Genomic DNA, 25,959 nt, shown 5'->3' with positions numbered 1-25,959 from the left:
ACGGGTGAACGGAAAGGCTGGCAGCCCAATGGACCAAGTGGAGAAGGATCAGCAGGTGGACAACGATGAGCTGGTCACCGAGACCCTCGTCGAAGAGGTGTCGATCGACGGGATGTGCGGGGTCTACTGATCGTGACCTCGTCGGCGGCGGCGCCTGAGGAGGGGGCCTTCGACCCGGAGCTCGGCTGGCGGCTGCACCACCAGGTGGCGGTGCGGCCCGAGCCGTTCGGCGCGCTGCTCTACCACTTCGGAACACGCAAGCTGTCGTTTCTGAAGAACCGGACCATCGTGGACGTCGTCAACACGCTGTCCGACCATCCCGACGCCCGATCCGCCTGCCGTGCCGTCGGTATCGACGACACGGAGCAGGCGCCGTATCTGCAGGCGCTCCGTGTGCTTGCTCAATCGAAAATGCTGGTGCCGCAATGACTTCTGTAGAACCCGTGCCCCGGCTGATCGAGCAGTTCGAGCACGGTCTCGACGCCCCGATCTGCCTGACCTGGGAACTGACCTACGCGTGCAACCTGACGTGTGTGCACTGCCTGTCGTCGTCGGGTAAGCGCGATCCACGTGAGCTGACGACGCAGCAGTGCAAGGACATCATCGACGAGCTCGAGCGCATGCAGGTCTTCTACGTCAACATCGGCGGCGGTGAGCCGACCGTACGTTCGGACTTCTGGGAACTCGTCGACTACGCCACCGCCCACCACGTCGGCGTGAAGTTCTCCACCAACGGCGTGCGCATCACGCCCGAGGTCGCGGCGCGGCTGGCGGCCAGTGACTACGTCGATGTGCAGATCTCCCTCGACGGCGCGACCGCGGAGATCAACGACGCCGTGCGCGGCGCGGGCTCGTTCGCGATGGCGACCAGGGCGCTGCAGAATCTCGCCGACGCCGGATTCAAAGACGCCAAGATCTCGGTGGTCGTCACCCGCCACAATGTCGACCAGCTCGACGAATTCGCCGCTCTGGCAGCACAGTACGGCGCAACGCTACGGATCACGCGGCTGCGGCCGTCGGGTCGCGGTGCCGACGTGTGGGACGACCTGCACCCCACCGCCGGACAGCAGATCGCGCTCTACGACTGGCTGGTCGCCAAGGGCGAGAAGGTGCTCACCGGTGACTCCTTCTTCCACCTCGCCGGGCTGGGTGAGCCCGGTGCGCTCGCGGGGCTGAACCTGTGCGGAGCCGGCCGCGTCGTGTGCCTCATCGACCCCGTCGGCGACGTCTATGCATGCCCGTTCGCCATTCACGATCGATTCCACGCCGGAAACATCCTCTCCGACGGTGGTTTTGACCACCTGTGGAAGAACGCCCCGCTGTTCCGTGAGCTGCGCGAGCCGCAGTCGGCCGGCGCATGCAGCGGTTGTCGACATTTCGACAGCTGCCGAGGCGGGTGCATGGCCGCCAAGTTCTTCACCGGGCTCCCCATGGACGGCCCCGACCCCGAGTGCGTGGAGGGTTACGGCGCTTCCGCCTTGGCCCGCGACCGGGTCAAGCCGAAGTCCAGCGTCGACCACTCGCGTTCCGGACCGGTGATGCTCAAGCTGCTCACGACGCCTCCGCGGTCTCAGGTCGGCGCCGAAGCGCCTCCGAAGAGGTTCTGCAACGAAAGTCCGGTGTAAGTCATGGCCGACACGTGGTTCGAAACGGTCGCTGCCGCTCAGGAGCGTGCAAAGCGCCGACTCCCCAAGCCGGTGTACGCGGCGCTGATCGCTGCGAGCGAGAAGGGTGTGACGGTCGCAGACAACGTCGACGCCTTCGCCGAGTTGGGCTTCGCCCCGCACGTGGTCGGGGCGACCGAGAAGCGTGATCTGGCGACCACCGTGATGGGCCAGGATATCTCGATGCCGGTGCTCATCTCGCCGACCGGCGTGCAGGCGGTCCACCCCGATGGCGAGACCGCGGTCGCGCGCGCCGCCGCCGCGCGCGGCACCGCCATGGGGCTGTCCTCGTTCGCCAGCAAGCCGATCGAAGAGGTGATCGCGGCCAACCCCAAGATCTTCTTCCAGGTCTACTGGCTGGGCGGCCGGGACGCGATCGCGGCACGGGTCGAGCGGGCCCGCGAGGCCGGCGCCGTCGGCCTGATCGTGACCACCGACTGGAGCTTCTCGCACGGCCGTGACTGGGGCAGTCCGAAGATCCCCGAACAGATGAACCTGCGCACCACCGTGCGCATGCTCCCCACAGGGCTGACCAGGCCGCGGTGGATGTGGCAATGGGGAAAGACGTTCCGGCCGCCGAACCTGCGAGTGCCCAACCAGGCCGCGCGCGGGGAGCAGGGCCCGCCGTTCTTCGCGGCCTACGGCGAGTGGATGGGCACCCCGCCACCGACCTGGGAGGACATCGCCTGGCTGCGCGAGCTGTGGGGCGGTCCGTTCATGCTCAAGGGCGTGATGCGGGTCGACGACGCCAAACGGGCTGTGGACGCTGGTGTTTCCGCGATCTCCGTGTCCAACCATGGTGGCAACAACCTGGACGGAACACCTGCCTCGATCCGCGCCCTGCCGCCGATCGCCGAGGCGGTCGGTGACGACATCGAGGTGCTCCTCGACGGCGGTGTTCGCCGGGGCAGCGACGTGGTGAAGGCGGTGGCGCTCGGCGCCCGCGCGGTGATGATCGGCCGGGCGTATCTGTGGGGCCTCGCCGCCAACGGGCAGGCCGGTGTCGAGAACGTGCTCGACGTTCTGCGCGGAGGCATCGATTCTGCATTGATGGGTCTGGGCCGCGCGTCGGTGCATGATCTCGAGCCCGGCGACGTCCTGGTCCCTCCCGGCTTCGTCCGGGCGTTGGGGGTACCCGGGGGTCCGACCTCCTGACGAGCGCCCCGGCTGGCGGGAACGTGCTGGTACGGACGATGCTCAGGGGGCAGGCGGGACTGCGTCGCCGTCGACGGCGGAAATAACCGTGAACCAATCGCTGCGCATGCGCCAACAATTGGCGCACGGCAGGTGAATTCGGCCTACCATCGGCGAGTGCCATCTGTCAGCGAGCTCGCGAACGCGACGTCGAAGCAGCTGCAGAGCACCCCGTCAGCGCTGCTCGTCCCCGTGGGATCCACCGAGCAGCACGGCCCCCATCTCCCGCTGGACACCGACACCCGGATCGCGACGGCAGTCTCTAGAGCTGTTGCTGACCGGCTGGCCGAACGGGACGGGGTGAACTGGATGGTCGCGCCCGCCATCGCCTACGGCGCGAGCGGCGAGCACGAGGAGTTCGGCGGCACCGTCTCGATCGGAACCTCGGCGCTGCGGCTGTTGCTGGTGGAGTACGGCCGATCGGCGTCGCGGTGGGCGTCGCGGATGGTCTTCGTCAACGGTCACGGCGGCAACGTCGAGGCGCTGGCCGCCGCGACCGCTTTGCTTCGGTACGAGGGCCGAGACGCGGGCTGGTGCCCGTGCACCGTGGCGGGCGCCGACGCGCATGCCGGCCATACCGAAACATCTGTATTGCTACATATTTCGCCACAGGACGTGCGGGTCGACGAACGGGTGCCGGGCAATGTGGCGCCGCTTCGTGAGCTCATACCCGAACTGCGCCGGGGCGGCGTCGCCGCGGTGAGTGAGGTCGGCGTACTCGGCGATCCCACCACCGCGACCGTAGCGGACGGCGCCCGGATTTTTCCCGATATGGTCGAGGCATGCTTTCGGCGGATCACGCGCTGGTTACCTGACCGCGACGGGATGCTGACATGACGGGTCCGCGTCTGCCCGACGGATTCGCCGTCCAGGTCGATCGCCGGGTGAAGGTGCTCGGCGAGGGGTCCGCGTTACTCGGTGGATCGCCGACCCGCCTCCTTCGTCTGGCGCCGGCGGCGCAAACCATGCTGAGCGGCGGCAGGCTGGAAGTGCACGACGCGGTCAGCGCGCAGTTGGCGCGCACGCTGCTCGACGCGACCGTGGCGCACCCGCGTCCGCCGTGTGGCCCGTCCCACCGCGACGTGACCGTCGTGATACCGGTGCGCGACAACGCTTCCGGGGTCCGCCGGCTACTCACCGCCGTACAGGGCCTGCGTGTCATCGTCGTCGACGACGGCTCGGCCACCCCGCTCGACCAATCGGACCTCGCTGGTGCCCACAGCGAAGTACAGCTGCTCCGGCACGACCGCAGCAGAGGCGCGGCAGCGGCCCGCAACACCGGCCTGGCCGCGTGCAGGACCGACTTCGTGGCCTTTTTGGACAGCGATGTCGTGCCGCGCCGCGGTTGGCTGGAGGCGCTGCTCGGGCACTTCTGCGATCCCGCCGTGGGCCTGGTCGCGCCCCGCATCGTCGCCCTCCGCGAACCAGACAACGTCGTCGCCCGGTACGAGGCGGTGCGCTCGTCGCTCGACCTGGGTCTTCGGGAGGCCCCGGTGATGCCGTACGGCACGGTGTCCTACGTCCCCAGCGCCGCGATCATCGGCCGCAGCGCCATGCTCGCTGATGTCGGCGGCTTCGACGAGACGCTGACGTCCGGTGAGGACGTCGACCTGTGCTGGCGCCTGATCGAGTCGGGTGTGCGCCTGCGCTACGAGCCCATCGCGCTGGTCGCACACAACCATCGGACACAACTGCGAGAGTGGTTCTTGCGCAGGTCTTTCTACGGCGAGGCCGCCGCACCGCTGTCGATCCGCCATCCCGGCAAGACCGCCCCGCTGGTGATCTCGGGCTGGACCCTGGTGGCGTGGATGCTGATGGCGATGGGTTCCTCGATCGGGTATCTGGCCTCGGTCATCGTGGCGACGATCACCGGGCGCCGCATCGCCAAGTCGCTGTCCAGCGCCGAGACCGAACCGAAGGACGTCGCGGTGGTGGCCGCACATGGACTGTGGTCCGCCGCCATGCAGCTCGCGTCCGCGATCTGCCGGCACTACTGGCCGCTCGCTCTGATCGCAGCACTGTTGTCCCGGCGATGTCGGCAGGTGGTACTGCTGGCCGCGGTCGTCGAGGGTGTCGTCGACTGGTTGACCCGCAACCGGAACGTCGAAGACGACGTGCCCCGGGTCGGGCTGCTCACCTACATCGTGCTCCGGCGCCTCGACGACATCGCCTACGGGGCGGGTCTGTGGACGGGTGTGGTTCGCGAGCGACACCTCGGCGCGCTCAAGCCCCAGATCCGGACCTAAGGCGCCTTGCACAGCGACGTGCTGATCGTCGGTGCGGGCAGCGCTGGATCCGTGTTGGCCGAACGGCTCTCGGCCGATCCCAGCTGCCGGGTCACGGTCGTCGAGGCCGGTCCGGGCCCGTCCGACCCCCGGGCGCTGAACCAGATCAGCGACGGTTTGCGCCTGCCGATCGGCACCACCAGTTCGGTGGTGCGCCGGTACCCGACGACGCTGACCGATGCCCCCGAACGGCATGCCCAGATCATGCGCGGCGCGGTGGTCGGCGGTTCGGGCGCCGTCAATGGGGGCTACTTCTGCCGCGGCCTGCCGGCGGACTTCGACGGGTGGGGACTGCCGGACTGGACCTGGTCGAAGGTGTTGCCCCACTTTCGGGCCGTCGAAACAGATCTCGACTTCGACGGTGGTCCCCTGCACGGTGCGGACGGACCAATCCCGGTGCAGCGGGTATCCGAATTCCGCGGCTGCACAGCGGAATTCGTTGATGCCGTGACAGATGCCGGGTTCGAGTGGGTGCCGGATCTCAACGGCTCGACACCCGAGGTGCCCGTGCCGCCGGGGTTCGGTCGGGTCCCGCTGAACATCCGCGGCGGCACCCGCGTCGGCCCTGGCGACGCCTATCTGCGCCCGGCGATGCACCGGCCCAATCTCGCGCTGCTGACCGGCACCCGGGCGCGACAGGTGCAGATCGACAACGGCCGGGCGAGCGGGGTGGCATGCGTGGGGCCCGACGGCCCGGTAGATCTGAGCGCGGATCGAATTGTGCTCGCCGCCGGTGCGATCGCATCAGCACACCTGCTCATGCTGTCCGGGGTGGGGCCGCAGGCACACCTGCGCGATTTCGGCATTGCCGTGACGGCCGACCTGCCGGTCGGTGCGGCGACGGTGGACCACCCGGAGTGGCTGCTGCCGGTGACCTGGTCCCAGGCATCCGGCCAACCACCGCTGGAGGTGGTGCTGACCACGCCGGACGACATCGAAATGCGGCCCTTTACAGCGGGATTCGGAGCGATGATCAGCGGACGCCGCGATGGTCCCGCCGATCACCCGCACATCGGGGTGGCGTTGATGCGCCCACAGTCCCGCGGTAGCGTCCGGCTCGTCTCGGCCGACCCCGACGTGTTGCCTGCCGTCAGGCACCACTACGACAGCGAGCCGGCCGATATCGCGATGCTGAGGACGGGCGCCCTGTTGGCCCGCGACCTGGCCGGCGCCGCGGCCGCCGCCTCCGTGTCGTGGTCGACCTCGCAGCATCTGTGTCGCACCGCGCCGATGGGCCGCGATGACGACGAGGAGGCCGTGGTCGACCCGCGGTGCCGGGTGCGCGGGATCGACGGGCTATGGGTGGTCGACGGCTCGGTCCTTCCCAACATCCCCAGTCGCGGCCCGCACGCCACCATCGTCATGATCGGCCACCGGGCCGCCGAGTTCGTCGCCTGACATTCGCGAAGTCCACCGTTCGATGAACCGGAACTGCCTCCCGTCGCGTCCGGGCGCCCACAGTGCGATGAACGCCGCCGCCACCGCGCACAGGACTCCCAGGGCGATCAACGAGACGTGCATGGCCTCCAGGAAGGCCAACCGGGCGAACTCCGAGAGCCGGGCGCCCTGCGGGCCCAGTCGTGCGGCCACCTCGAGCGCCTCGGCCAGCGAGTTCGACGCCGGCCCGCGGACCGATTCGGGTAGGTCACCCAGATAGGGCCGCAACCGGTCACCGTACTGAGCGGCGAGCACCGAACCCGCCACCGCGATGCCCAGGGCCGCGCCGACCTCGCGAGTCGTGTCGTTGACCGCCGACGCGACGCCCTGCTTTTTGTCGGGCACTGCGCCCATGATCGCCGAAGTCGTTGGCGCCGTGCATAACCCGATACCGGTCGACATGATCAGCAGCGGCAGGGCCAGGTCCACGTACGGCGAGGCGACCTCGAGTGTGCGCGCGTAGAACAGCCCGACCGCGATCAGCGCCAGGCCCGTGGACACCACCGTCCGAAGTCCCAGCCGGGGCAGATACCACGGTGTCGCGAGACTGAGCAGCAAGACGGGAGCCATCAAGGGCGCCAGCGCAAACGCCGTCTGCAGCGGGCTGTAACCCAGCAGCAGTTGCATGTACTGCATCGACACGAAGAAGAACCCGAAGTTCGCCAAGAAGAAGAACGTCACCCCGATAGCACCGGTGGCGAAATCGGGTTTGGCGAACAGTCGAACGTCGAGCAGTGGATGCGCGCTGCGCAGTTCCCACACCGCGAAGGCGCCCGCCATCGCGACCCCGGCAGCCATGCATCCGTATACGACCGGGTGGGCCCAGCCGTGGATGGGTGCCTCCAGCACGCCGTAGACGAACAACGCGACGGCCCCGCCGATCAGGACCGCGCCGGGCCAATCCAGCGGCGCGGCTTCCCGGTCACGTGACGAGGCCACCGTGCAGGTGAGGGCGAACAGCCCGGCACCGGAGACAGCGAAGGCCCAGAAGACCGACTGCCATGGCCAGAAGTTAAGCAGCACACCAGATCCCAGAAACCCAACCACGGCGCTCGAGCCCGCGACACCGGCCCAGATCCCGACGGCCTTGTTGCGCGCCGCCTTCGGGTACGCGGCGGTCAACAACGACAGCGTGGCCGGCATGACGAACGCCGCGCCGATGCCGGCCACCGCACGGGCCACGATCAGCGCGACCGGACCACCGAAGATCAGCGGCGCGGCCGAGGCGAGCGTGAAGATGCCCAGACCTGCCAGCAGCGCGCCGCGGCGGCCATACCGGTCGCCGACCGCACCCGCAGGCAGCAACAGGCATGCCAGCACCAAGGTGTAGCCGTCGACGACCCATGTCAGCTGAGCCTGCGTGGCAGTGGTCTGCAGGGCGATGTCGGGCAGGGCGGCGTTGAGGGCCACCATCGAACTGATGACCAGCGCGACACCCATGCACGCCACGGTGAGCAACCAGACGCGTGCGCGAGTGGACAGACCGGCGACGCTCGCCCCGATATCCTGATCGGACCGGCTGAGGGTGTCGACCATGCGTCGCTCTCTTTCGATGGACAGTTTTGAGACTAACAGTCTCGTACAGAGACTCATAGTCTTGTTCCCCTACGGGAGGTAGGTGAAACGATGGCGACCGTCACAGGCGACCCGAGGCCCGCCCGGTCGCGGGCCCGCCTGCTCGAGGCCGCAGCGGCGCTGCTGCGCACGGGTGGCCCCAGCGCGGTGACCATCGACGCGGTCACCCGGAGCGCCAACGTGGCCCGCGCGACGCTGTACCGCCATTTCTCAAGTGCGAACGACCTTCTGGCCGCCGCGTTCACCACTCTGTTGCAGCCGGCGCCGATGCCTCCCGCGGAGGGCGGCCTGCGCGATCAGTTGCTCACCGTGGTGGTGGGCTGGGCCGAGACGATCGCCGACGTGCCCGCCACGCTCACCGCGATGACGTGGCTGGCGTCAGGGCCCGATGCCGGAGTCACCGCCGAGGTTCGGCGGACCGACTCCGAGGCCGTCGGCACCCTGCGGTCGCGGATCATCCAGTTCTACTCGGTGCCGTTCGACGCGATCTTCGACAGCCCGCAGGCCACGGCCGAACTCGAGCAGTTCGATCGCATCGAAGCGATCGCATTGCTCATCGGCCCGCTGATTCTCGGAAAGCTCTCGACCGTCGCGGATTTCGACTACCAGCGGTGCGCGGAGGCCGCAGTCGACGGTTTCCTGGCCACCCACGCCAAGAAGGCTCAGCGCAGCGAATAGCGAATCGGCAGGTGCTTGAGCCCGCCGACGAACACCGTCGCGGCGAGTTCGGGTGCACCGGCCAGTTCGATCGAGTCCAGTCGCCGCAGCAACTCGGAGAACAAGCTGTTCATCTCCATGCGGGCCAGCGCCGCGCCCAGGCAGAAGTGCACCCCGTAGCCGAAGGACAGGTGCTTGTTGGGGTCGCGTCCCACGTCGAAGCGGAACGGCTCGTCGAACACCTCCTCGTCCCGGTTCGCCGAAACGTAAGAGAGATAGACCGATTCGCCCTTGGCGATCGGCACGGCGCGCACCTCGGTGTCCTCGGCGGCGGTGCGCATGAACTCCTTGACGGGGGTGGTCCAGCGGATCATCTCCTCGACCGTGGTGCCCATCAGTTCCGGCTGCGCCTTGAGACGCTCGAGTTCCCGCGGGTTCTCGATGAGCGCGAGCAGGCCGCCGGAGATGGCGTCCTTGGTGGTGTCGTGGCCGGCGGTGGCGACGATGACGTAATAGGACGCGGTGTCGACGTCGGAGAGCGGTTCACCGTTGATGCGGCCGTTGGCGATTGCCGAAGCCAGGTCGTCGGTCGGGTTCGCCCGGCGTGACGCGGTCAGATCGTTGAAGTAGGCGAAGAAGTCCAGCAGCGTGGCCATCTTCTCTTCGGGCGTGGTGCCGCGCTGATATTCCTCGTCGTCGCCGCCGAACAACTCCTGGGTGAGCTTGAGCATGCGGGGGAAGTCCTCTTCGGGCAAGCCCAGCAGGGAGAGGATCACGTACAGCGGGTAGTTGACGGCGATTTCGGTGACGAAGTCGCATTCCGGGCCGATATCGCGCATCTTGTCGACGTAGATCTTGGCCAACTCGTCGACGCGGACCTTCAGGTCGCGCATGGCCTTGGGCCGGAACCAGTCCGCACCGATCTTGCGCAGGTCGCGGTGGTGCGGATCGTCCAAGTGCACCAGCGTGCGCAATCCCATGCCGGCCTCCAGTTGGGCCCTGGCGAGGTCGTCGGCCTCGGCGGTGGCCAGAAGCGGGCGCGGTTCGCTCAGCCACAGTTCGTTGTCGCGCTCGATGTCCATGATGTCGGCGTGCTTGGTGATCGCGTAGAACGGCCGGTACGGCGCCTCGTCGACATAGGCGACCGGGTGGTGCGCACGGAGGTGAGTAAGCGCGGCGTGCAGTCGGTCGTCGTCGGCGTACGCCTTGGGGTCGGCGAAGACCTTCGCGGCGTCCTTAGATTTCTGGTCCATCGTCGGCGTGCTCATGGGGCTCCTCGCGAACGTACTTGACGGGTGTCAAGCACAGTGTATGTGACTGTCGCCACTCCGCTCCGCGGGGTTGGTGTCGATCACAACGACCCGAAGTCGTCGCGTCAGTACGCTCGCGTCCGTGTCGAGCGGAACGGTTGGCCGGCGGCGCCGCCGCGTGGCGGCGCTGCTCGCGCTCGCCGTCGCGCTGTCCGGCTGTGGCAAGGGCGAGACCGCCGCGGTGGACCTGCCCGCCGACCCGGCCGTCGTGCGCACGCAGGCTGGTGCGGTGCGTGGAGCGGTAGCCGACGATCATCGCTACTTCGCCGGAATCCCTTACGCCGCAGCACCTGTCGGTCCACTGCGGTGGCAGGCGCCGCAGCCCGCGCCGGCGTGGAGCGGGTTGCGCGACGCGACGCGTCCGGGGCCCCGGTGCATCCAGGACACCAGCACCGACGTCGACCCCAGCCCCACCAGTGAGGACTGCCTGACCCTCAACGTATGGACGCCGCCGCCGTCGCGCGGACCACGACCGGTGATGGTGTGGATTCACGGCGGCGGGTTCACCAACGGCAGCGGTGAGTTCTACGACGCCCGCCGGTTTGCCGCGCGCGGCGACATCGTCGTCGTCACCATCAACTACCGGCTCAGCACGCTGGGCTTTCTGGCGCACCCGGCCCTCGGGGCGCCGGGCGAGGTGGGCAACTACGGGCTGCTCGACCAGCAGGCCGCGTTGCGCTGGGTTCGCGACAACATCGCCGGCTTCGGCGGAGACCCCGGCAAGGTGACGATCGCGGGAGAGTCCGCGGGGGCCATGTCGGTCTGTGACCACCTCGTCGCTCCCGGCTCGGCGGGTTTGTTCAGTGCGGCCATCATCCAGAGCGGGCCGTGCCAGGCTCAGTACGACCTGCCCACCGCCGAGAAGGCGAGCCTGCAGTACGCCGCCGAGGCGGGTTGCGGCGATCCGGCCACCGCCGCACAGTGCCTGCGTGACCTGCCGCCGGAGCGGCTGGAGAAAGCCCTGCTGTACGCCCGCATCGGTACCGAGCAGCTCAGCGGTCCCGTCACCGGTACCAAGACGCTGCCGGTCGATCCGGCAACCGGTGCGGCGCAGGGGCGGGCAGCGCGGGTGCCGGTGATGATCGGCACCACGGCCGACGAGTTCAACGTCTTCACCGGAATGCAGTTCGTTCGCGGGCGGGCGATGGGCCCCGCGCAGTACCCCGAGCTGCTCGCCGAGGCGTTCGGCCCGCAAGCCGCGGCGGTCGGGGCGTACTACCCGCCGCAGAACTTCGGGGACAGTGTGCCGCTGGCCTATTCGGCAGCCGCCACCGACGGCATCTTCGCCTGCGTCGCGGACTGGCTGGGAGATGTGCTCGCGGAGAATGCCCCGGTGTACTCCTATGAGTTCGATGATCCCGGCGCTCCGGCGCCCGAGCCGTTGCTGCAGGCCCCCTTTCCCGTCGGTGCGGGCCACTCGCTCGAACTGCGCTATCTGTTCGACGTCGGCGGGGCGCCGCCGCTGGATCCCGCGCAGCAGCGGCTGTCCGAACAGATGGTCGACTACTGGAGCGAGTTCGTGTCGACGGGGTCGCCGGGTCCGGACTGGCCGGCGATGAACAGCGGTGACGCGGGGCAGCGCATGTCGCTGCGGTCCGACGGGAACCGGGTGATCACCACGTTCGAGCAGGCCCACCAGTGCCCGTTCTGGGCCCATCTCAACGGCTGACCACAGGCAGGGTCGAGCGGGGCGGGCTACCGCCCCGGTTTCCCATGGCCAGGGATGTGGCCGGGATTTGGAGCAGTCCAGGATCTAGGGCATACTGTTCGGGTTGCCTTGAGTCGGGTTTGCGCCTGGCAGGGGCATACGACCGGCGCCCGAGCGGGCGCGTCCGGTCCCAACCTCGATCGCGACGAAATCTCGACGCGGGAGAGCGTGTGCGAGGGCGACACACCCGAGCGCGGGGGCCGGTGAACCACAGACAGGTAAACAGCGGCGGCAAAGCCTGCGCGACCGGGTTGGTCCTGGCGCGCGGCACTGACCAGGCCCCTCGGAACGGGGCCCAGTATGAGTGAGGTAGGAGAAGCGTGGCGGGACAGAAGATCCGCATCAGGCTCAAGGCCTACGACCACGAGGCGATCGACGCCTCGGCGCGCAAGATCGTGGAAACGGTCACCAGGACCGGCGCCAGCGTGGTCGGCCCAGTGCCGCTGCCGACCGAGAAGAACGTGTACTGCGTCATCCGGTCCCCGCACAAGTACAAGGACTCGCGGGAGCACTTCGAGATGCGCACTCACAAGCGGCTGATCGACATCCTCGACCCGACGCCGAAGACCGTTGACGCCCTGATGCGCATCGATCTGCCGGCCAGCGTCGACGTCAACATCCAGTAGGAGACCAGAAAAATGGCTAGAAGAGGCATTCTGGGCACCAAGCTGGGCATGACGCAGGTGTTCGACGAGAACAACCGGGTCGTGCCGGTGACGGTCGTCAAGGCCGGGCCCAATGTCGTGACGCGCATCCGCACGCCGGAGCGCGACGGCTACAGCGCTGTGCAGTTGGCCTACGGCGAGATCAGCCCGCGCAAGGTCAACAAGCCTGTCACGGGCCAGTATTCGGTCGCCGGTGTCAATCCGCGTCGGCATCTGGCCGAGCTGCGGCTCGACGATGAGGCTGCCGCCGCCGAATACGAGATCGGCCAGGAGCTGACCGCCGAGATCTTCGCCGACGGCACCTACGTCGACGTGACGGGCACGAGCAAGGGCAAGGGTTTCGCCGGCACGATGAAGCGGCACGGCTTCCGCGGTCAGGGCGCCAGCCACGGTGCGCAAGCCGTGCACCGCCGTCCCGGCTCCATCGGCGGCTGCGCCACACCCGGTCGGGTGTTCAAGGGCACGCGCATGTCGGGCCGGATGGGCAACGACCGCGTGACGACGCAAAACCTGTTGGTGCACAAGGTGGATGCGGAGAACGGCGTGTTGTTGATCAAGGGCGCCATTCCCGGCCGCAACGGCGGGCTGGTGATGGTCCGCAGCGCGATCAAGCGAGGCGAAAAGTAATGACTCTCAAAGTTGATGTTTACACCCCGGGCGGTACGAAGGACGGCTCGGTGGAGTTGCCCGCCGAGCTGTTTGACGTCGAGGCGAACATCGCGTTGATGCACCAGGTGGTGACGGCGCAGCTCGCGGCGGCGCGGCAGGGCACGCACTCGACAAAGACCCGCGCCGAGGTCCGTGGCGGCGGGAAGAAGCCGTACCGGCAGAAGGGCACTGGTCGCGCCCGTCAGGGCTCGACCCGGGCGCCGCAGTTCGCCGGCGGCGGCATCGTGCACGGTCCCAAGCCGCGCGACTACAGCGAGCGGACCCCGAAGAAGATGATCCGCGCCGCATTGCGCGGTGCGCTGTCGGACCGGGCGCGCAACGACCGGATTCACGCGGTCACCGAGATCGTGGAGGGTCAGACTCCCTCGACCAAGAGCGCCAAGGCGTTCCTGGCGACGTTGACCGACCGCCGCAAGCTGCTCGTGGTCATCGGCCGCACCGACGAGGTAGGCGCGAAGAGCGTGCGCAACCTGCCTGGAGTGCATGTGCTTTCGCCCGATCAGCTCAACACCTACGACGTGCTGAACGCCGACGACGTGGTGTTCAGCGTCGAGGCCCTGACTGCTTACATCGGCGCGAATACCGACCAGACCGAAGAGGAGGTGTCGGCCTGATGGCGACCATCACTGACCCACGCGACATCATCCTGTCCCCGGTCATCTCCGAGAAGTCGTACGGGTTGATCGAGGACAACGTGTACACGTTCATCGTGCACCCCGACTCGAACAAGACGCAGATCAAGATCGCGGTCGAGAAGATCTTCGGCGTCAAGGTCGACTCGGTGAACACCGCGAACCGGCAGGGCAAGCGCAAGCGCACCCGCACCGGCTACGGGAAGCGCAAGAGCACCAAGCGAGCCATCGTCACGCTGGCCGCCGGCAGCAAGCCCATTGACCTGTTCGGAGCACCGGCTTGATCAGCCGGCGACGGAGGAAGACTTAGAGAAACATGGCAATTCGCAAGTACAAGCCGACGACCCCCGGTCGCCGCGGTGCCAGCGTCTCCGACTTCGCTGAGATCACCCGCGACCATCCGGAGAAGTCGCTGGTTCGGCCGCTGCACGGCAAGGGCGGACGGAACGCGCACGGCCGCATCACCACCCGGCACAAGGGCGGCGGGCACAAGCGCGCCTACCGGGTGATCGACTTCCGGCGCCACGACAAGGACGGCGTCAACGCCAAGGTCGCGCACATCGAGTACGACCCGAACCGCACCGCGAACATCGCGCTGCTCCATTACTTCGACGGCGAGAAGCGCTACATCATCGCCCCCGAGGGAATCAAGCAGGGCACCGTCGTCGAGTCGGGTCCCAACGCTGACATCAAGCCGGGCAACAATCTGCCGCTGCGCAACATCCCGGCGGGCACGCTCGTTCACGCGGTGGAGTTGCGACCCGGTGGCGGTGCAAAACTCGCGCGCTCGGCCGGCTCCAGCATTCAGTTGCTGGGCAAGGAAGGCACTTACGCGTCGCTGCGTATGCCGTCGGGTGAGATCCGTCGCGTCGATGTGCGCTGCCGCGCCACGGTCGGGGAGGTGGGCAACGCCGAGCAGGCCAACATCAACTGGGGTAAAGCCGGCCGGATGCGGTGGAAGGGCAAGCGCCCCACGGTTCGTGGTGTCGTGATGAACCCGGTCGACCACCCGCACGGTGGCGGTGAGGGTAAGACCTCCGGTGGTCGCCATCCGGTCAGCCCGTGGGGTAAGCCCGAGGGCCGCACCCGTAAACCGAACAAGACGAGCAACAAGCTCATCGTCCGACGCCGGCGCACCGGCAAGAAGCGCTAGGAGTTACCACGATGCCACGCAGCCTGAAGAAGGGCCCGTTCGTCGACGACCATCTGCTCAAGAAGGTCGACGTGCAGAACGAGAAGAACACCAAGCAGGTCATCAAGACCTGGTCGCGTCGGTCGACCATCATCCCCGACTTCATCGGGCACACCTTTGCGGTGCACGACGGCCGCAAGCATGTCCCGGTGTTCGTCACCGAGGCGATGGTCGGGCACAAGCTCGGCGAGTTTGCGCCGACCCGCACCTTCAAGGGTCACATCAAGGATGACCGGAAGGCGAAGAGGCGCTAAATGACTACAGCGATCGAATATCCATCCGCGACGGCGAAGGCGCGCTTCGTACGCGTCTCGCCGACGAAGGCGCGCCGGGTCATCGACCTGGTGCGCGGTAAGACGGTGTCCGACGCGCTGGACATTCTGCGGTGGGCACCGCAGGCCGCCAGCGAACCGGTCGCCAAGGTCATCGCGAGCGCCGCGGCCAACGCGCAGAACAACGAGGGCCTGGACCCGTCGACTCTCGTGGTCGCCACCGTCTACGCCGATGAGGGCCCGACCGCCAAGCGCATCCGGCCGCGCGCGCAGGGTCGTGCCTTCCGGATCCGCAAGCGCACCAGCCACATCACGGTGATCGTCGAGAGTCGGCCGCCCCGCGAGGGTGGGCGGGGCGGCGCATCGTCGAGCCAGTCGGCCAGTGCCGCTCGCGCACGCCGCGCACAGGGCAGCAAGGCGGCCGCAGCCAAGAAGGCGCCCGCGAAGAAGGCCGCAGACAAGGCGCCTGCCAAGAAGGCGGCCCCGAAGACGACTGCGCAAGCGTCCGATGCGAAGGAGGGCTCGGAGTAGTGGGCCAGAAAATCAATCCCCACGGCTTCCGGCTCGGTATCACCACCGACTGGAAGTCCCGGTGGTACGCCGACAAGCAGTACAAGGACTACGTCAAGGAAGACGTGGCGATCCGACGGCTGCTCGCGACGGGTCTGGAGCGTGCCGGCATCGCCGACGTGGAGATCGAGCGCACCCGCGACCGGGTCCGCGTCGACATCCACACCGCGCGTCCGGGCATCGTCATCGGCCGCCGCGGCACCGAGGCCGACCGCATCCGTGCCGACCTGGAGAAGCTGACCGGTAAGCAGGTGCAGCTGAACATCCTCGAGGTGAAAAACCCGGAGTCGCAGGCACAGTTGGTGGCTCAGGGTGTCGCCGAGCAGTTGAGCAACCGCGTGGCGTTCCGCCGTGCGATGCGCAAGGCGATCCAGTCGGCCATGCGGCAGCCCAACGTCAAGGGCATCCGCGTGCAGTGCTCGGGCCGCCTCGGCGGCGCCGAGATGAGCCGCTCGGAGTTCTACCGCGAGGGCCGGGTGCCGCTGCACACGCTGCGCGCCGACATCGACTACGGCCTGTACGAGGCGAAGACCACGTTCGGCCGCATCGGCGTGAAGGTGTGGATCTACAAGGGCGACATCGTCGGCGGCAAGCGCGAACTCGCCGCCGCGGTGCCCGCGGGCGCGGATCGTCCGCGCCGCGAGCGTCCCTCGGGCACCCGGCCGCGCCGCAGCGGTGCGTCGGGCACCACCGCGACGAGCACCGATGCCGGTCGTGCCGCCGCCGGCACCGAAGGCGCGCCCGCCGCCGCAGAGGCGACGGGCGGAACCGAGGCTGCTGCCGCCGAGGCTTCATCTTCTGGATCCTCTGGACCCACGGAAACTACGGAGAGCTGAGTCATGTTGATTCCCCGTAAGGTCAAGCACCGCAAGCAACATCACCCGAGGCAGCGCGGCATCGCCAGCGGCGGCACGACGGTGAGCTTTGGCGACTACGGCATCCAGGCACTGGAGCACGCCTACATCACCAACCGGCAGATCGAGTCCGCTCGTATCGCGATCAACCGGCACATCAAGCGCGGCGGCAAGGTGTGGATCAACATCTTCCCCGACCGCCCGCTGACCAAGAAGCCGGCCGAAACCCGCATGGGTTCCGGTAAGGGTTCGCCGGAGTGGTGGGTGGCCAACGTCAAGCCGGGTCGCGTGCTGTTCGAGCTGAGCTACCCCGACGAGGCGACCGCTCGGGCAGCGCTGACTCGCGCGATCCACAAGCTGCCGATCAAGGCACGCATCGTTACCCGAGAGGAGCACTTCTGATGGCAGTGGGAGTGACGCCGGGCGAACTGCGCGAGTTGAGCGACGATGAGTTGAAAGACCGGCTACGCGAGTCCAAGGAGGAGCTGTTCAACCTGCGCTTCCAGATGGCGACCGGCCAGTTGGCCAATAACCGTCGGCTTCGCACGGTGCGTCAGGAGATCGCGCGCGTGTACACCGTGCTGCGCGAACGTGAGTTGGGTCTGGCCTCCGGACCCGTCGGTGAGGATTCGTAATGGCAGAGACCAAGGGGGCCAAAGGTCCCAAGCACACCCCGCGCAAGGAAGAGCAGCGCGGCCGCCGCAAGACGGCCATCGGGTACGTGGTGTCGGACAAGATGCAGAAGACGATCGTCGTCGAGTTGGAGGACCGCAGTCGTCATCCGCTCTACGGCAAGATCATCCGCACCACCAAGAAGGTCAAGGCGCACGACGAGAACGATGTCGCGGGCATCGGCGACCGCGTCTCGCTGATGGAGACCCGTCCGCTGTCGGCCACCAAACGCTGGCGGCTCGTCGAGATCCTCGAGAAAGCCAAGTAGCCAAAGCCGCTGCACCTAGCCGGTCAGCAGGTGCCGCCGCAGGAAGTCCAGATGATCGGCGGCCACCCGGTCGCGCATCGCGCCGTGATACATCTCGAAGTGCCGGGCGGGATACTCCCGGATCTCGTGGCGCGGCGCCTTGGCCGCCTTGTCGGCGACGAACGCGCTGGAGATCACCTCGTCGTCACGCGCCAGCGTCACCAGCAGCGGAGCGGTGATCCGCTCCATCGTGCCCTCACGGTAGCGCGGCGCGGTGAACAGAAACCGCGGCGTGATCTCATTGCGCCAGGTGGGCGAGTTCTGCTCCACATTGCGGAACAGCTCGGCCAGCCCCGGATCCATGAACACCGCTTCACCCAGGCGACCGTAGACCGCGATGTAGTGCGGGGAGAGCCCGAGCGCACCGCGGGCCGCGTCGAGCACCGCGGCGCCCAGCAGCCGACCGGTGGCCGCGACCGCCCGCGCGGTGCTCACCCGATAACCGGGAGTTTCAGCGCGGCCGAGCGCGCCGCGAAACACGTCCAGCCCCGGCACATTCGCCACCACCGCCGCGACAGCCGGATCCCGGCCGGCCAAGTTTACGACATGGGCGCCGCCCAGCGAGGTGCCCCACAGGGCGATCCGACGCGCGTCGATGCCGTCGCAGCCGCGGGCGAATTCCACCGCATGCGCCAGGTCCGCGCGCTGGCGCGGGGTGCTGATGAGCTGACGCGGTTCGCCACCACTGGCGCCCAGATATCGGTAGTCGAACGTCAGCGCCGCGATGCCGCCCGCGGCGAACCGTTCGGCGAAGTCGGGCACGATCCAGTCCATCGTGCCGGAGAAGCCGTGCGCCAGGACCACGCACGGCACCGGCAAAGCTGTCGCGGCCGGTCGGTAGAGCATCCCCGCGCAGCGGGTGCCGTCGGAGTCGAACCAGACCGGCTGAGTTGCGTACGAGTCAGTGCCCATCATGCGACGATACGGCGGCGTGGACGACGACAGAACGGGGCGATATGGCAACGGAATTCAACGGCAGGATCGAGCTGGACATCCGCGATTCCGAGCCGGACTGGGGGCCGTTCGCGGAGCCGACCGCGCCGCTTGACGCGCCCAACATCGTGTACCTGGTGTGGGACGACACCGGCATCGCGACGTGGGACTGCTTCGGCGGGCTGGTCGACATGCCCACCATGACCCGCATCGCCGAACGCGGCGTGCGGCTGAGCCAGTTCCACACCACCGCGCTCTGCTCGCCGACCCGCGCGTCCCTGCTCACCGGGCGCAACCCCACCTCCGTGGGCATGGCGACCATCGAGGAGTTCACCGACGGCTTCCCCAACACCAGTGGGCGCATCCCCGAGGACGCTGCGCTGATCTCGGAGGTGCTGGCCGAACGTGGCTACAACACCTACTGCGTCGGCAAGTGGCATCTCACCCCGCTGGAGGAGTCCAATCTCGCTGCCGCCAAACGGCATTGGCCGCTGTCGCGGGGCTTCGAGCGGTTCTACGGTTTCATGGGCGGCGAAACCGACCAGTGGTACCCCGACCTGGTCTACGACAACCATCCGGTGGCACCGCCGGCGACACCGGAGCAGGGCTACCACCTGTCCAAGGACCTCGCCGACAAGACCATCGAGTTCATCCGTGACGCCAAGGTCATCGCTCCGGACAAGCCGTGGTTCACCTACCTGTGCCCGGGCGCCGGGCACGCACCACACCATGTGTTCAAGGAGTGGGCCGACCGCTACGCGGGCCGCTTCGACATGGGCTACGAGCGCTACCGCGAGATCGTGCTGGAGAACCAGAAGAAGCTCGGCATCGTGCCACCGGACACCGAACTGTCGCCGATGAACCCCTATCTGGACGTCAAGAGCCCCAGCGGGGAACCGTGGCCGCTGCAGGACACCGTTCGGCCGTGGGACTCGCTGTCCGACGAGGAGAAGAAGCTGTTCTGCCGGATGGCCGAGGTGTTCGCCGGCTTCCTGTCCTACACCGACGACCAGATCGGCCGCGTGCTGGACTATCTCGAGGAGTCCGGTCAGCTCGACAACACGATCATCGTGGTGATCTCCGACAACGGTGCCAGCGGCGAGGGTGGTCCGAACGGTTCGGTCAACGAGACGAAGTTCTTCAACGGCTACATCGACACGGTCGAAGAAAGCATGAAGTTCTACGACACCCTGGGCAGCCCGCTGACCTACAACCACTATCCGATCGGCTGGGCGATGGCGTTCAACACGCCCTACAAGCTGTACAAGCGCTACGCCTCCCACGAGGGCGGCATCGCCGACACCGCGATCGTCTCGTGGCCGAAGGGCATCCGCGCGCACGGCGAGGTGCGCGACAACTACGTCAACGTGTGCGACATCACCCCGACGGTGTACGACTTGCTCGGCCTCGCTCCGCCGGAAGCCGTCCGGGGCGTCGCCCAGCGGCCGCTGGAAGGCACGAGTTTCAAAGCTGCCCTTGACGATTCAACTGCCAGGACCGGTAAGCAGACCCAGTTCTACAGCATGCTCGGCACGCGCGGCATCTGGCACGACGGCTGGTTCGCCAACACCGTTCACCCCGCGATGCCGTCGGGCTGGGGCAACTTCGACAAGGACCGCTGGGAGCTGTACCACATCGAAAGTGACCGCAGCCAATGCCACGACCTGGCGGCCGAGCAGCCCGAGAAGCTCGAGGAACTCACCGAACTGTGGTTCGCCGAGGCCGAGAAGTACAACGGGTTACCGTTGTCGGACCTCAACATCCTCGAACTGACCAGCCGGCGACGGCCCACCCTGTCCGGCGAACGCGACTCCTACGCCTACTATCCGGGCACCGCGGAGATCGGGCTGGGCGCCTGCGTCGAGTTGCGCGGCCGGTCGTTCGCGGTGCTCGCGGAGGTCACCATCGACGATGCCGGGGCGCAGGGCGTGCTGTTCAAACACGGCGCCGCGCACGGCGGGCACGCGCTCTTCGTGCAGGACGGCCGGCTGCACTACGTCTACAACTTCATGGGCGACGTCGAACAGAAACTCTCCTCACCCGAACCGGTCCCGTCCGGCCGGCATGTGTTCGGCGCGCGATACGAGCGGACCGGGACGGTCGAGGGCAGCCACACCCCGCTGGGCGACGTCACGCTGTACATCGACGACCAGGCTGTCGCCACCCTGGCCGCGGTCAAGACGCACCCGGGCATCTTCTCCCTGGCCGGCGGCGGGATCTGCGTCGGGCGCAACCCCGGGTCGCCGGTGTCCCAGAGCTACCCGCCACCGTTTCCGTTCACCGGCGGGACCATCGCCAAAGTGGTCGTGGACGTGTCGGGCACGCCCTACCTCGACGTGGAGAAGGACCTTGCCGCGGCCTTCGCCAAGGACTGAGCGCCGATGAGACGGCTGTGGGCCGTCATCCCGTGAGGCCTAGCCTGAACCGCGTGCTGACCGAGCTCGCCGAACTGCCCGGCGCCAGCTTCCGGATGGGCTCGACCGCGTTCTATCCGGAAGAGGCGCCGGTGCACACCGTCACGGTCGGCGCCTTCGCGATCGAGCGGCACCCGGTGACCAACGAGCAGTTCGCAGCGTTCGTCGAGGACACCGGCTACGTCACCGTCGCCGAGCAACCGCCCGATCCGGCGCTCTATCCGGGCGCCGCCGCCGAGGACCTGGTGCCCGGCGCCCTGGTGTTCCGGCCCACCAGCGGGCCGGTCGACCTGCGCGACTGGCGGCAGTGGTGGCAATGGGTGCACGGCGCCGACTGGCGACACCCGTTCGGGCCCGGCAGCGGGATCGAGGACCGGCTGGAGCATCCCGTCGTGCAGATCGCCTACCCCGACGCGGCCGCGTATGCGCGGTGGGCGGAACGGAGGCTGCCGACCGAGGCGGAATGGGAGTACGCGGCGCGCGGCGGGACCACCACCACCTATCCGTGGGGTGAGGAGGCCGCGCCCGGCGGCCGGCTCATGGCCAACACATGGCAGGGCGACTTCCCCTACCGCAACACCGGTGCCCAGGGCTGGGTCGGGACGTCACCGGTGGGCGCCTTCCCGCCGAACGCGTTCGGGTTGGTGGACATGATCGGCAACGTGTGGGAATGGACGACGACGCGGTTCTCGGCGCACCACCGGTTGGGCGGCCCCGTCCCGGCCTGCTGCCCCCCATCGGTTCAGGTCGAGGGGCCGGACCCGGCGGTCAGCCAGGCCCTCAAAGGCGGCTCACACCTGTGCGCCCCGGAATACTGCCACCGTTACCGCCCGGCGGCCCGCTCGCCGCAGTCGCAGGACAGCGCCACCACCCACATCGGGTTCCGCTGCGTGGCTGACCTCTAGCGCGAGCGTGCGTGTCCGCATCCGACACACCGCCAAAACGCAGCACTTTGCGCACAGTCGGTGCTGGGCGAGGGTGCGTAAAGTGTCGACGATTCCCGGCGTGTCGTCGTCGGACACGCACGCTCGCGCCACGGCCAGAGACACATCGGGGGCGCAAACGGGACCTGATCAGCGGCGATTTGGTTTCCCGCAGGTCGTCCCATAGAATCAGGCGGTTGCCTTGGGCAGACCTCGGCCAGTCGTTCCGGCAGGCCCCGCGTGCTCATAAGTGACAGCAAGACCGCGCACGTCCAGGTCGGTATCTGGCGTGCATACAAAAACCAGGTCGAGGAGATCGAGTGATTCAGCAGGAATCGCGGCTGAAGGTCGCCGACAACACGGGTGCCAGGGAGATCCTGTGCATCCGCGTGCTCGGCGGCTCGTCGCGGCGCTATGCCGGCATCGGCGATGTCATCGTCGCGACCGTCAAGGAAGCCATTCCCGGCGGCAACATCAAGCGTGGCGAGATCGTCAAAGCCGTCATCGTGCGCACCGTCAAGGAGCGCCGTCGCGCCGACGGCAGCTACATCAAATTCGACGAGAACGCCGCCGTCATCATCAAGGCCGACAACGACCCGCGTGGTACGCGCATCTTCGGCCCGGTTGGCCGCGAACTGCGCGAGAAGCGCTTCATGAAGATCGTCTCGCTTGCTCCGGAGGTGTTGTAGATGAAGGTCCACAAGGGCGACACGGTCCTGGTCATCTCCGGTAAGGACAAGGGCGCCAAGGGCAAGGTGCTGGTCGCCTACCCGGCCCGCAACAAGGTGCTCGTCGAGGGCGTCAACCGGATCAAGAAGCACACGGCGGTGTCGAGCAACGAGCGCGGCGCACAGTCCGGCGGCATCGTCACCCAGGAGGCGCCGATCGACGTCTCCAACGTGATGGTCGTCGACTCCGACGGCAAGCCCACCCGCATCGGGTACCGGGTTGACGACGAGACCGGCAAGAAGGTCCGCATCGCCAAGACCAACGGCAAGGACATCTCATGACTAGCACCGAAGGCTCCGTGAAGACCCTCCCGCGCCTCAAGCAGCGCTACCGCGAAGAGATTCGCGAGACGCTGCTCAAGGAGTTCGGCTACGAAAACGTCATGCAGATCCCGGGCGTGGTTAAGGTCGTCGTCAACATGGGTGTCGGCGATGCCGCCCGCGACGCCAAGCTGATCAACGGCGCCGTCAACGACCTCGCGCTGATAACCGGCCAGAAGCCGGAAGTGCGCAAGGCTCGGAAATCTATAGCCCAATTCAAATTGCGTGAAGGCATGCCGATCGGTGCGCGCGTCACATTGCGTGGCGACCGGATGTGGGAGTTCCTCGACCGGCTCATCTCGATTGCGCTGCCGCGTATCCGCGACTTCCGCGGTCTGTCGCCCAAGCAGTTCGACGGCACCGGAAACTACACCTTCGGGCTGACCGAGCAGTCGGTGTTCCACGAGATCGATGTGGACTCGATCGACCGTCCCCGTGGCATGGACATCACCGTCGTCACCTCGGCGACGACCGACGACGAAGGACGAGCGCTGCTGCGGGCGCTGGGCTTTCCGTTCAAGGAGAACTGAGTAATGGCAAAGAAGGCTCTGGTCAACAAGGCCAACAAGAAGCCGAAGTTCGAGGTGCGCGCTTACACCCGCTGCCAGCGGTGCGGGCGCCCGCGTGCCGTCTTCCGTAAGTTCGGCCTGTGCCGGATCTGCCTGCGCGAGATGGCACACGCCGGCGAACTGCCAGGCGTGCAGAAGAGCAGCTGGTAATCCAGCGAACAACCAGACCAACCCAAACAGGTTGCGGCAGGCCCGATATCAACATTCAAGACTGGGAACCGCCGCGAGAAAGGTGAACCGGCTGTCATGACCGCGATGACGACGATGCGGTGGGGGTGCCCCCAGCCGCGCAGCTGCGAGGGGGACGCAGCGACGAAGAGGAGCAGCGCTCGATGACTATGACGGACCCGATCGCAGACTTCTTGACACGTCTGCGCAACGCCAATTCGGCGTATCACGACGAGGTGACGCTGCCCCACTCCAAGATCAAGGCCAACATCGCCGAGATCTTGAAGAAGGAGGGCTACATCGCCGACTACCACACCGAGGACGCACGGGTTGGTAAGTCGCTTGTCGTGCAACTGAAGTACGGCCCCAGCCGGGAGCGAAGCATCGCCGGGCTGCGCCGGGTGTCCAAGCCCGGTCTGCGGGTGTACGCGAAATCCACCAACCTGCCGCGAGTCCTGGGCGGCCTCGGCGTGGCGATCATCTCCACGTCGTCGGGCCTGCGAACCGACCGCCAGGCAGCCCAAGAGGGCGTGGGCGGCGAAGTCCTCGCATACGTGTGGTAGGCGAGAAGGGGAGCAGAGCTTAAATGTCGCGTATTGGAAAACAACCGGTTCCGGTTCCCGCCGGAGTCGACGTGTCTATCGACGGGCAGAACGTGTCGGTCAAGGGCCCCAAGGGCACCCTCGAACTGGCGGTCGCCGAGCCGATCATGGTGGCGCGCGACGACGACGGTGCCATCCTGGTGACCCGACCCGACGACGAGCGGCGCAGCCGTTCGCTGCACGGGCTCTCCCGCACGCTTGTATCGAACCTGATCACCGGCGTCACCGAGGGGTACACCACCAAGATGGAGATCTTCGGTGTGGGCTACCGCGTGCAGCTCAAGGGATCCAACCTCGAGTTCGCGCTGGGCTATAGCCACCCCGTGACGATCAATGCCCCCGAGGGTGTGACGTTCGCGGTGGAGACACCGACGAAGTTCTCGATCTCCGGCATCGACAAGCAGAAGGTCGGCCAGGTCGCGGCGAACATCCGCCGCCTGCGGAAGAGCGACCCCTATAAGGGCAAGGGCATCCGCTACGAGGGTGAGCAGATCCGCCGCAAGGTCGGAAAGACAGGTAAGTAAATGGCTTCTACCACTAAGGAATCGGCGCCGCGGACGCGTAAGCCCGTGGGCCAGAACATTTCTGAGACTCGGCGGGTGGCGCGGTTGCGTCGGCACGCGCGGTTGCGCAAGAAGATCTCGGGCACGGCCGAGGTGCCGCGGTTGGTGGTCAACCGTTCGTCGCGGCACATTCACGTGCAGTTGGTGAACGACCTCAACGGCACCACGTTGGCCGCCGCGTCGTCGACCGAGGCCGATGTGCGGGCCGTCGACGGTGACAAGAAGGCCCACAGTGTGCGGGTCGGTCAGCTGATCGCCGAGCGCGCCAAGGCCGCCGGGATCGGCAAAGTCGTGTTCGACCGCGGTGGCTACACCTACGGTGGACGGATCGCGGCGCTGGCCGATGCTGCGCGCGAAGGCGGGCTGGAGTTCTAGATGACTGACGTCAACAAAATGGGAAGGATTGCATGATGGCCGAACAGGCAACTGCCGGCGGCCCCCAGGACGGTCGCGGCTCACGGGGTGACCGCGACGGACGTGGCCGCCGCGACGACCGTGGCGGTCGTGGCCGCGACGGTGGCGACAAGAGCAACTACCTCGAACGCGTCGTTTCGATCAACCGTGTCTCCAAGGTGGTCAAGGGCGGCCGCCGGTTCAGCTTCACCGCGCTGGTGATCGTCGGTGACGGCAAGGGCATGGTCGGCGTCGGCTATGGCAAGGCCAAGGAAGTTCCCGCCGCCATCGCTAAGGGCGTCGAGGAGGCACGCAAGAACTTCTTCCGGGTTCCGCTGATCGGCGGCACCATCACTCACCCGGTGCAGGGCGAAGCCGCCGCCGGTGTCGTGATGCTGCGTCCGGCCAGCTCCGGTACCGGTGTGATCGCCGGCGGTGCTGCACGTGCGGTGCTGGAATGCGCTGGCGTGCACGACATCCTGGCCAAGTCGCTCGGCAGCGACAACGCGATCAACGTGGTGCATGCCACCGTCGCCGCGCTGAAGCTGTTGCAGCGTCCGGAAGAGGTCGCGGCCCGACGCGGGTTGCCGATCGAAGACGTGGCACCTGCGGGCATGCTGCGGGCGCGCCGAGAGGCCGAGGCGCTTGCCGCGTCGGCCGCGCGGGAAGGGTCGTCTTAGAA

The 25,959-nt window shown here is 67.5% G+C and carries 33 protein-coding genes; 30 read left to right on the top strand and 3 right to left on the bottom strand.

Annotation, left to right across the window (positions count from 1 at the left end):
* Positions 1–28: 28 nt before the first annotated feature.
* The 7 genes from mftA to mftG all read left to right on the top strand — a co-directional run bounded on the left by mftA (position 29) and on the right by mftG (position 6,541).
* Positions 29–130, top strand: a complete 102-nt coding sequence (gene mftA / locus QGN32_RS07095) for a mycofactocin precursor MftA (RefSeq protein ID WP_326547906.1) — start codon at positions 29–31, stop codon at positions 128–130.
* Positions 115–429, top strand: a complete 315-nt coding sequence (mftB, locus tag QGN32_RS07090) for a mycofactocin biosynthesis chaperone MftB (RefSeq protein ID WP_326547905.1) — start codon at positions 115–117, stop codon at positions 427–429. Before mftA ends, mftB begins: the two co-directional genes overlap by 16 nt.
* Positions 426–1,625: a mycofactocin radical SAM maturase gene (gene mftC / locus QGN32_RS07085; protein WP_326547904.1), complete on the top strand. Its 1,200-nt coding sequence runs from the start codon at positions 426–428 to the stop codon at positions 1,623–1,625. Before mftB ends, mftC begins: the two co-directional genes overlap by 4 nt.
* A gap of 3 nt (positions 1,626–1,628) precedes the next feature.
* Positions 1,629–2,819 (top strand): pre-mycofactocin synthase MftD, encoded by a 1,191-nt coding sequence (mftD, locus tag QGN32_RS07080; RefSeq protein ID WP_326547903.1) that lies wholly within the window; start codon positions 1,629–1,631, stop codon positions 2,817–2,819.
* Between the two features lie 132 nt (positions 2,820–2,951).
* Positions 2,952–3,695, top strand: a complete 744-nt coding sequence (gene mftE, locus QGN32_RS07075) for a mycofactocin biosynthesis peptidyl-dipeptidase MftE (protein ID WP_326547902.1) — start codon at positions 2,952–2,954, stop codon at positions 3,693–3,695.
* Positions 3,692–5,104: a mycofactocin biosynthesis glycosyltransferase MftF gene (mftF, locus tag QGN32_RS07070; protein ID WP_326547901.1), complete on the top strand. Its 1,413-nt coding sequence runs from the start codon at positions 3,692–3,694 to the stop codon at positions 5,102–5,104. Before mftE ends, mftF begins: the two co-directional genes overlap by 4 nt.
* A gap of 6 nt (positions 5,105–5,110) precedes the next feature.
* Positions 5,111–6,541 (top strand): mycofactocin dehydrogenase MftG, encoded by a 1,431-nt coding sequence (gene mftG / locus QGN32_RS07065; protein WP_326547900.1) that lies wholly within the window; start codon positions 5,111–5,113, stop codon positions 6,539–6,541.
* Here the strand turns inward: mftG and QGN32_RS07060 are convergent.
* Positions 6,440–8,116: an MFS transporter gene (locus QGN32_RS07060; protein WP_326547899.1), complete on the bottom strand. Its 1,677-nt coding sequence runs from the start codon at positions 8,114–8,116 to the stop codon at positions 6,440–6,442. The genes mftG and QGN32_RS07060 overlap by 102 nt on opposite strands.
* A 90-nt stretch (positions 8,117–8,206) precedes the next feature.
* Between QGN32_RS07060 and QGN32_RS07055 the strand changes: the two genes are divergently transcribed.
* Positions 8,207–8,833, top strand: coding sequence for a TetR/AcrR family transcriptional regulator (locus QGN32_RS07055; protein WP_326547898.1), 627 nt, complete (start codon positions 8,207–8,209; stop codon positions 8,831–8,833).
* Here the strand turns inward: QGN32_RS07055 and QGN32_RS07050 are convergent.
* Entirely contained in the window at positions 8,818–10,080 is a 1,263-nt protein-coding gene (locus tag QGN32_RS07050; protein ID WP_326547897.1) for a cytochrome P450, read from the bottom strand. The genes QGN32_RS07055 and QGN32_RS07050 overlap by 16 nt on opposite strands.
* A gap of 124 nt (positions 10,081–10,204) precedes the next feature.
* Here QGN32_RS07050 and QGN32_RS07045 point away from each other — a divergent pair, with 124 nt between their 5' ends.
* The 12 genes from QGN32_RS07045 (at position 10,205) to rpsQ (ending at position 17,624) form a co-directional block, all read left to right on the top strand.
* Entirely contained in the window at positions 10,205–11,791 is a 1,587-nt protein-coding gene (locus tag QGN32_RS07045; protein ID WP_326547896.1) for a carboxylesterase/lipase family protein, read from the top strand.
* Between the two features lie 359 nt (positions 11,792–12,150).
* Positions 12,151–12,456 (top strand): 30S ribosomal protein S10, encoded by a 306-nt coding sequence (gene rpsJ / locus QGN32_RS07040; RefSeq protein ID WP_003883485.1) that lies wholly within the window; start codon positions 12,151–12,153, stop codon positions 12,454–12,456.
* A gap of 12 nt (positions 12,457–12,468) precedes the next feature.
* Positions 12,469–13,122, top strand: coding sequence for a 50S ribosomal protein L3 (gene rplC / locus QGN32_RS07035; RefSeq protein WP_326547894.1), 654 nt, complete (start codon positions 12,469–12,471; stop codon positions 13,120–13,122).
* Complete coding sequence (gene rplD, locus QGN32_RS07030) at positions 13,122–13,778, top strand: 50S ribosomal protein L4 (RefSeq protein WP_326547893.1); 657 nt, start codon at positions 13,122–13,124, stop codon at positions 13,776–13,778. The genes rplC and rplD overlap by 1 nt, the downstream gene beginning before the upstream one ends.
* Positions 13,778–14,080, top strand: coding sequence for a 50S ribosomal protein L23 (gene rplW, locus QGN32_RS07025; protein WP_326547892.1), 303 nt, complete (start codon positions 13,778–13,780; stop codon positions 14,078–14,080). The genes rplD and rplW overlap by 1 nt, the downstream gene beginning before the upstream one ends.
* A 32-nt stretch (positions 14,081–14,112) precedes the next feature.
* A complete protein-coding gene (gene rplB, locus QGN32_RS07020; protein ID WP_326547891.1) occupies positions 14,113–14,949 on the top strand; it encodes a 50S ribosomal protein L2 in 837 nt (278 codons plus the stop codon).
* Between the two features lie 11 nt (positions 14,950–14,960).
* The gene (gene rpsS / locus QGN32_RS07015) at positions 14,961–15,242 is read left to right on the top strand and encodes a 30S ribosomal protein S19 (RefSeq protein WP_010908582.1); all 282 of its coding nucleotides are present in this window, start codon (positions 14,961–14,963) and stop codon (positions 15,240–15,242) included.
* Positions 15,243–15,791: a 50S ribosomal protein L22 gene (gene rplV, locus QGN32_RS07010; RefSeq protein ID WP_326547890.1), complete on the top strand. Its 549-nt coding sequence runs from the start codon at positions 15,243–15,245 to the stop codon at positions 15,789–15,791.
* On the top strand, positions 15,791–16,666 hold the full coding sequence (gene rpsC / locus QGN32_RS07005) for a 30S ribosomal protein S3 (RefSeq protein ID WP_326547889.1): 876 nt from the start codon (positions 15,791–15,793) through the stop codon (positions 16,664–16,666). The genes rplV and rpsC overlap by 1 nt, the downstream gene beginning before the upstream one ends.
* A gap of 3 nt (positions 16,667–16,669) precedes the next feature.
* On the top strand, positions 16,670–17,086 hold the full coding sequence (gene rplP / locus QGN32_RS07000; RefSeq protein WP_059101353.1) for a 50S ribosomal protein L16: 417 nt from the start codon (positions 16,670–16,672) through the stop codon (positions 17,084–17,086).
* On the top strand, positions 17,086–17,319 hold the full coding sequence (gene rpmC, locus QGN32_RS06995) for a 50S ribosomal protein L29 (protein ID WP_326547888.1): 234 nt from the start codon (positions 17,086–17,088) through the stop codon (positions 17,317–17,319). Before rplP ends, rpmC begins: the two co-directional genes overlap by 1 nt.
* Complete coding sequence (gene rpsQ, locus QGN32_RS06990) at positions 17,319–17,624, top strand: 30S ribosomal protein S17 (protein ID WP_326547887.1); 306 nt, start codon at positions 17,319–17,321, stop codon at positions 17,622–17,624. The genes rpmC and rpsQ overlap by 1 nt, the downstream gene beginning before the upstream one ends.
* Before the next feature lie 15 nt (positions 17,625–17,639).
* Here the strand turns inward: rpsQ and QGN32_RS06985 are convergent, their stop codons facing one another.
* Positions 17,640–18,575, bottom strand: coding sequence for an alpha/beta hydrolase (locus QGN32_RS06985; RefSeq protein WP_326547886.1), 936 nt, complete (start codon positions 18,573–18,575; stop codon positions 17,640–17,642).
* Between the two features lie 44 nt (positions 18,576–18,619).
* On the opposite strand from QGN32_RS06985, the gene QGN32_RS06980 reads away from it, so the two are divergent.
* From QGN32_RS06980 to rpsE, 10 genes are all read left to right on the top strand, one after another.
* Entirely contained in the window at positions 18,620–20,971 is a 2,352-nt protein-coding gene (locus QGN32_RS06980) for an arylsulfatase (RefSeq protein ID WP_326547885.1), read from the top strand.
* Positions 20,972–21,024: 53 nt separating this feature from the next.
* Positions 21,025–21,915, top strand: coding sequence for a formylglycine-generating enzyme family protein (locus tag QGN32_RS06975; RefSeq protein ID WP_326547884.1), 891 nt, complete (start codon positions 21,025–21,027; stop codon positions 21,913–21,915).
* Positions 21,916–22,253: 338 nt separating this feature from the next.
* Complete coding sequence (rplN, locus tag QGN32_RS06970) at positions 22,254–22,622, top strand: 50S ribosomal protein L14 (protein ID WP_326547883.1); 369 nt, start codon at positions 22,254–22,256, stop codon at positions 22,620–22,622.
* Positions 22,623–22,943, top strand: a complete 321-nt coding sequence (gene rplX / locus QGN32_RS06965; RefSeq protein ID WP_326547882.1) for a 50S ribosomal protein L24 — start codon at positions 22,623–22,625, stop codon at positions 22,941–22,943.
* Positions 22,940–23,512 (top strand): 50S ribosomal protein L5, encoded by a 573-nt coding sequence (gene rplE, locus QGN32_RS06960; RefSeq protein WP_326547881.1) that lies wholly within the window; start codon positions 22,940–22,942, stop codon positions 23,510–23,512. The genes rplX and rplE overlap by 4 nt, the downstream gene beginning before the upstream one ends.
* A gap of 3 nt (positions 23,513–23,515) precedes the next feature.
* Positions 23,516–23,701, top strand: coding sequence for a type Z 30S ribosomal protein S14 (locus tag QGN32_RS06955; RefSeq protein ID WP_064400527.1), 186 nt, complete (start codon positions 23,516–23,518; stop codon positions 23,699–23,701).
* Between the two features lie 182 nt (positions 23,702–23,883).
* Entirely contained in the window at positions 23,884–24,282 is a 399-nt protein-coding gene (gene rpsH, locus QGN32_RS06950) for a 30S ribosomal protein S8 (RefSeq protein WP_059101364.1), read from the top strand.
* Between the two features lie 23 nt (positions 24,283–24,305).
* Positions 24,306–24,845 carry a 50S ribosomal protein L6 gene (gene rplF / locus QGN32_RS06945; protein ID WP_326547880.1) on the top strand — a complete coding sequence of 180 codons (540 nt, stop codon included), beginning with the start codon at positions 24,306–24,308 and terminating at the stop codon, positions 24,843–24,845.
* The gene (rplR, locus tag QGN32_RS06940) at positions 24,846–25,259 is read left to right on the top strand and encodes a 50S ribosomal protein L18 (protein WP_326547879.1); all 414 of its coding nucleotides are present in this window, start codon (positions 24,846–24,848) and stop codon (positions 25,257–25,259) included.
* 35 nt (positions 25,260–25,294) lie between these two features.
* Positions 25,295–25,957 (top strand): 30S ribosomal protein S5, encoded by a 663-nt coding sequence (rpsE, locus tag QGN32_RS06935; protein ID WP_326547878.1) that lies wholly within the window; start codon positions 25,295–25,297, stop codon positions 25,955–25,957.
* Positions 25,958–25,959 lie beyond the last annotated feature (2 nt).

It is taken from the genome of Mycolicibacterium sp. ND9-15 (genome assembly GCF_035918395.1).
GTDB lineage: Bacteria > Actinomycetota > Actinomycetes > Mycobacteriales > Mycobacteriaceae > Mycobacterium.
Note: the sequence above shows the minus strand (reverse complement) of the source record. Positions and strands in the feature narration are given on the sequence as shown.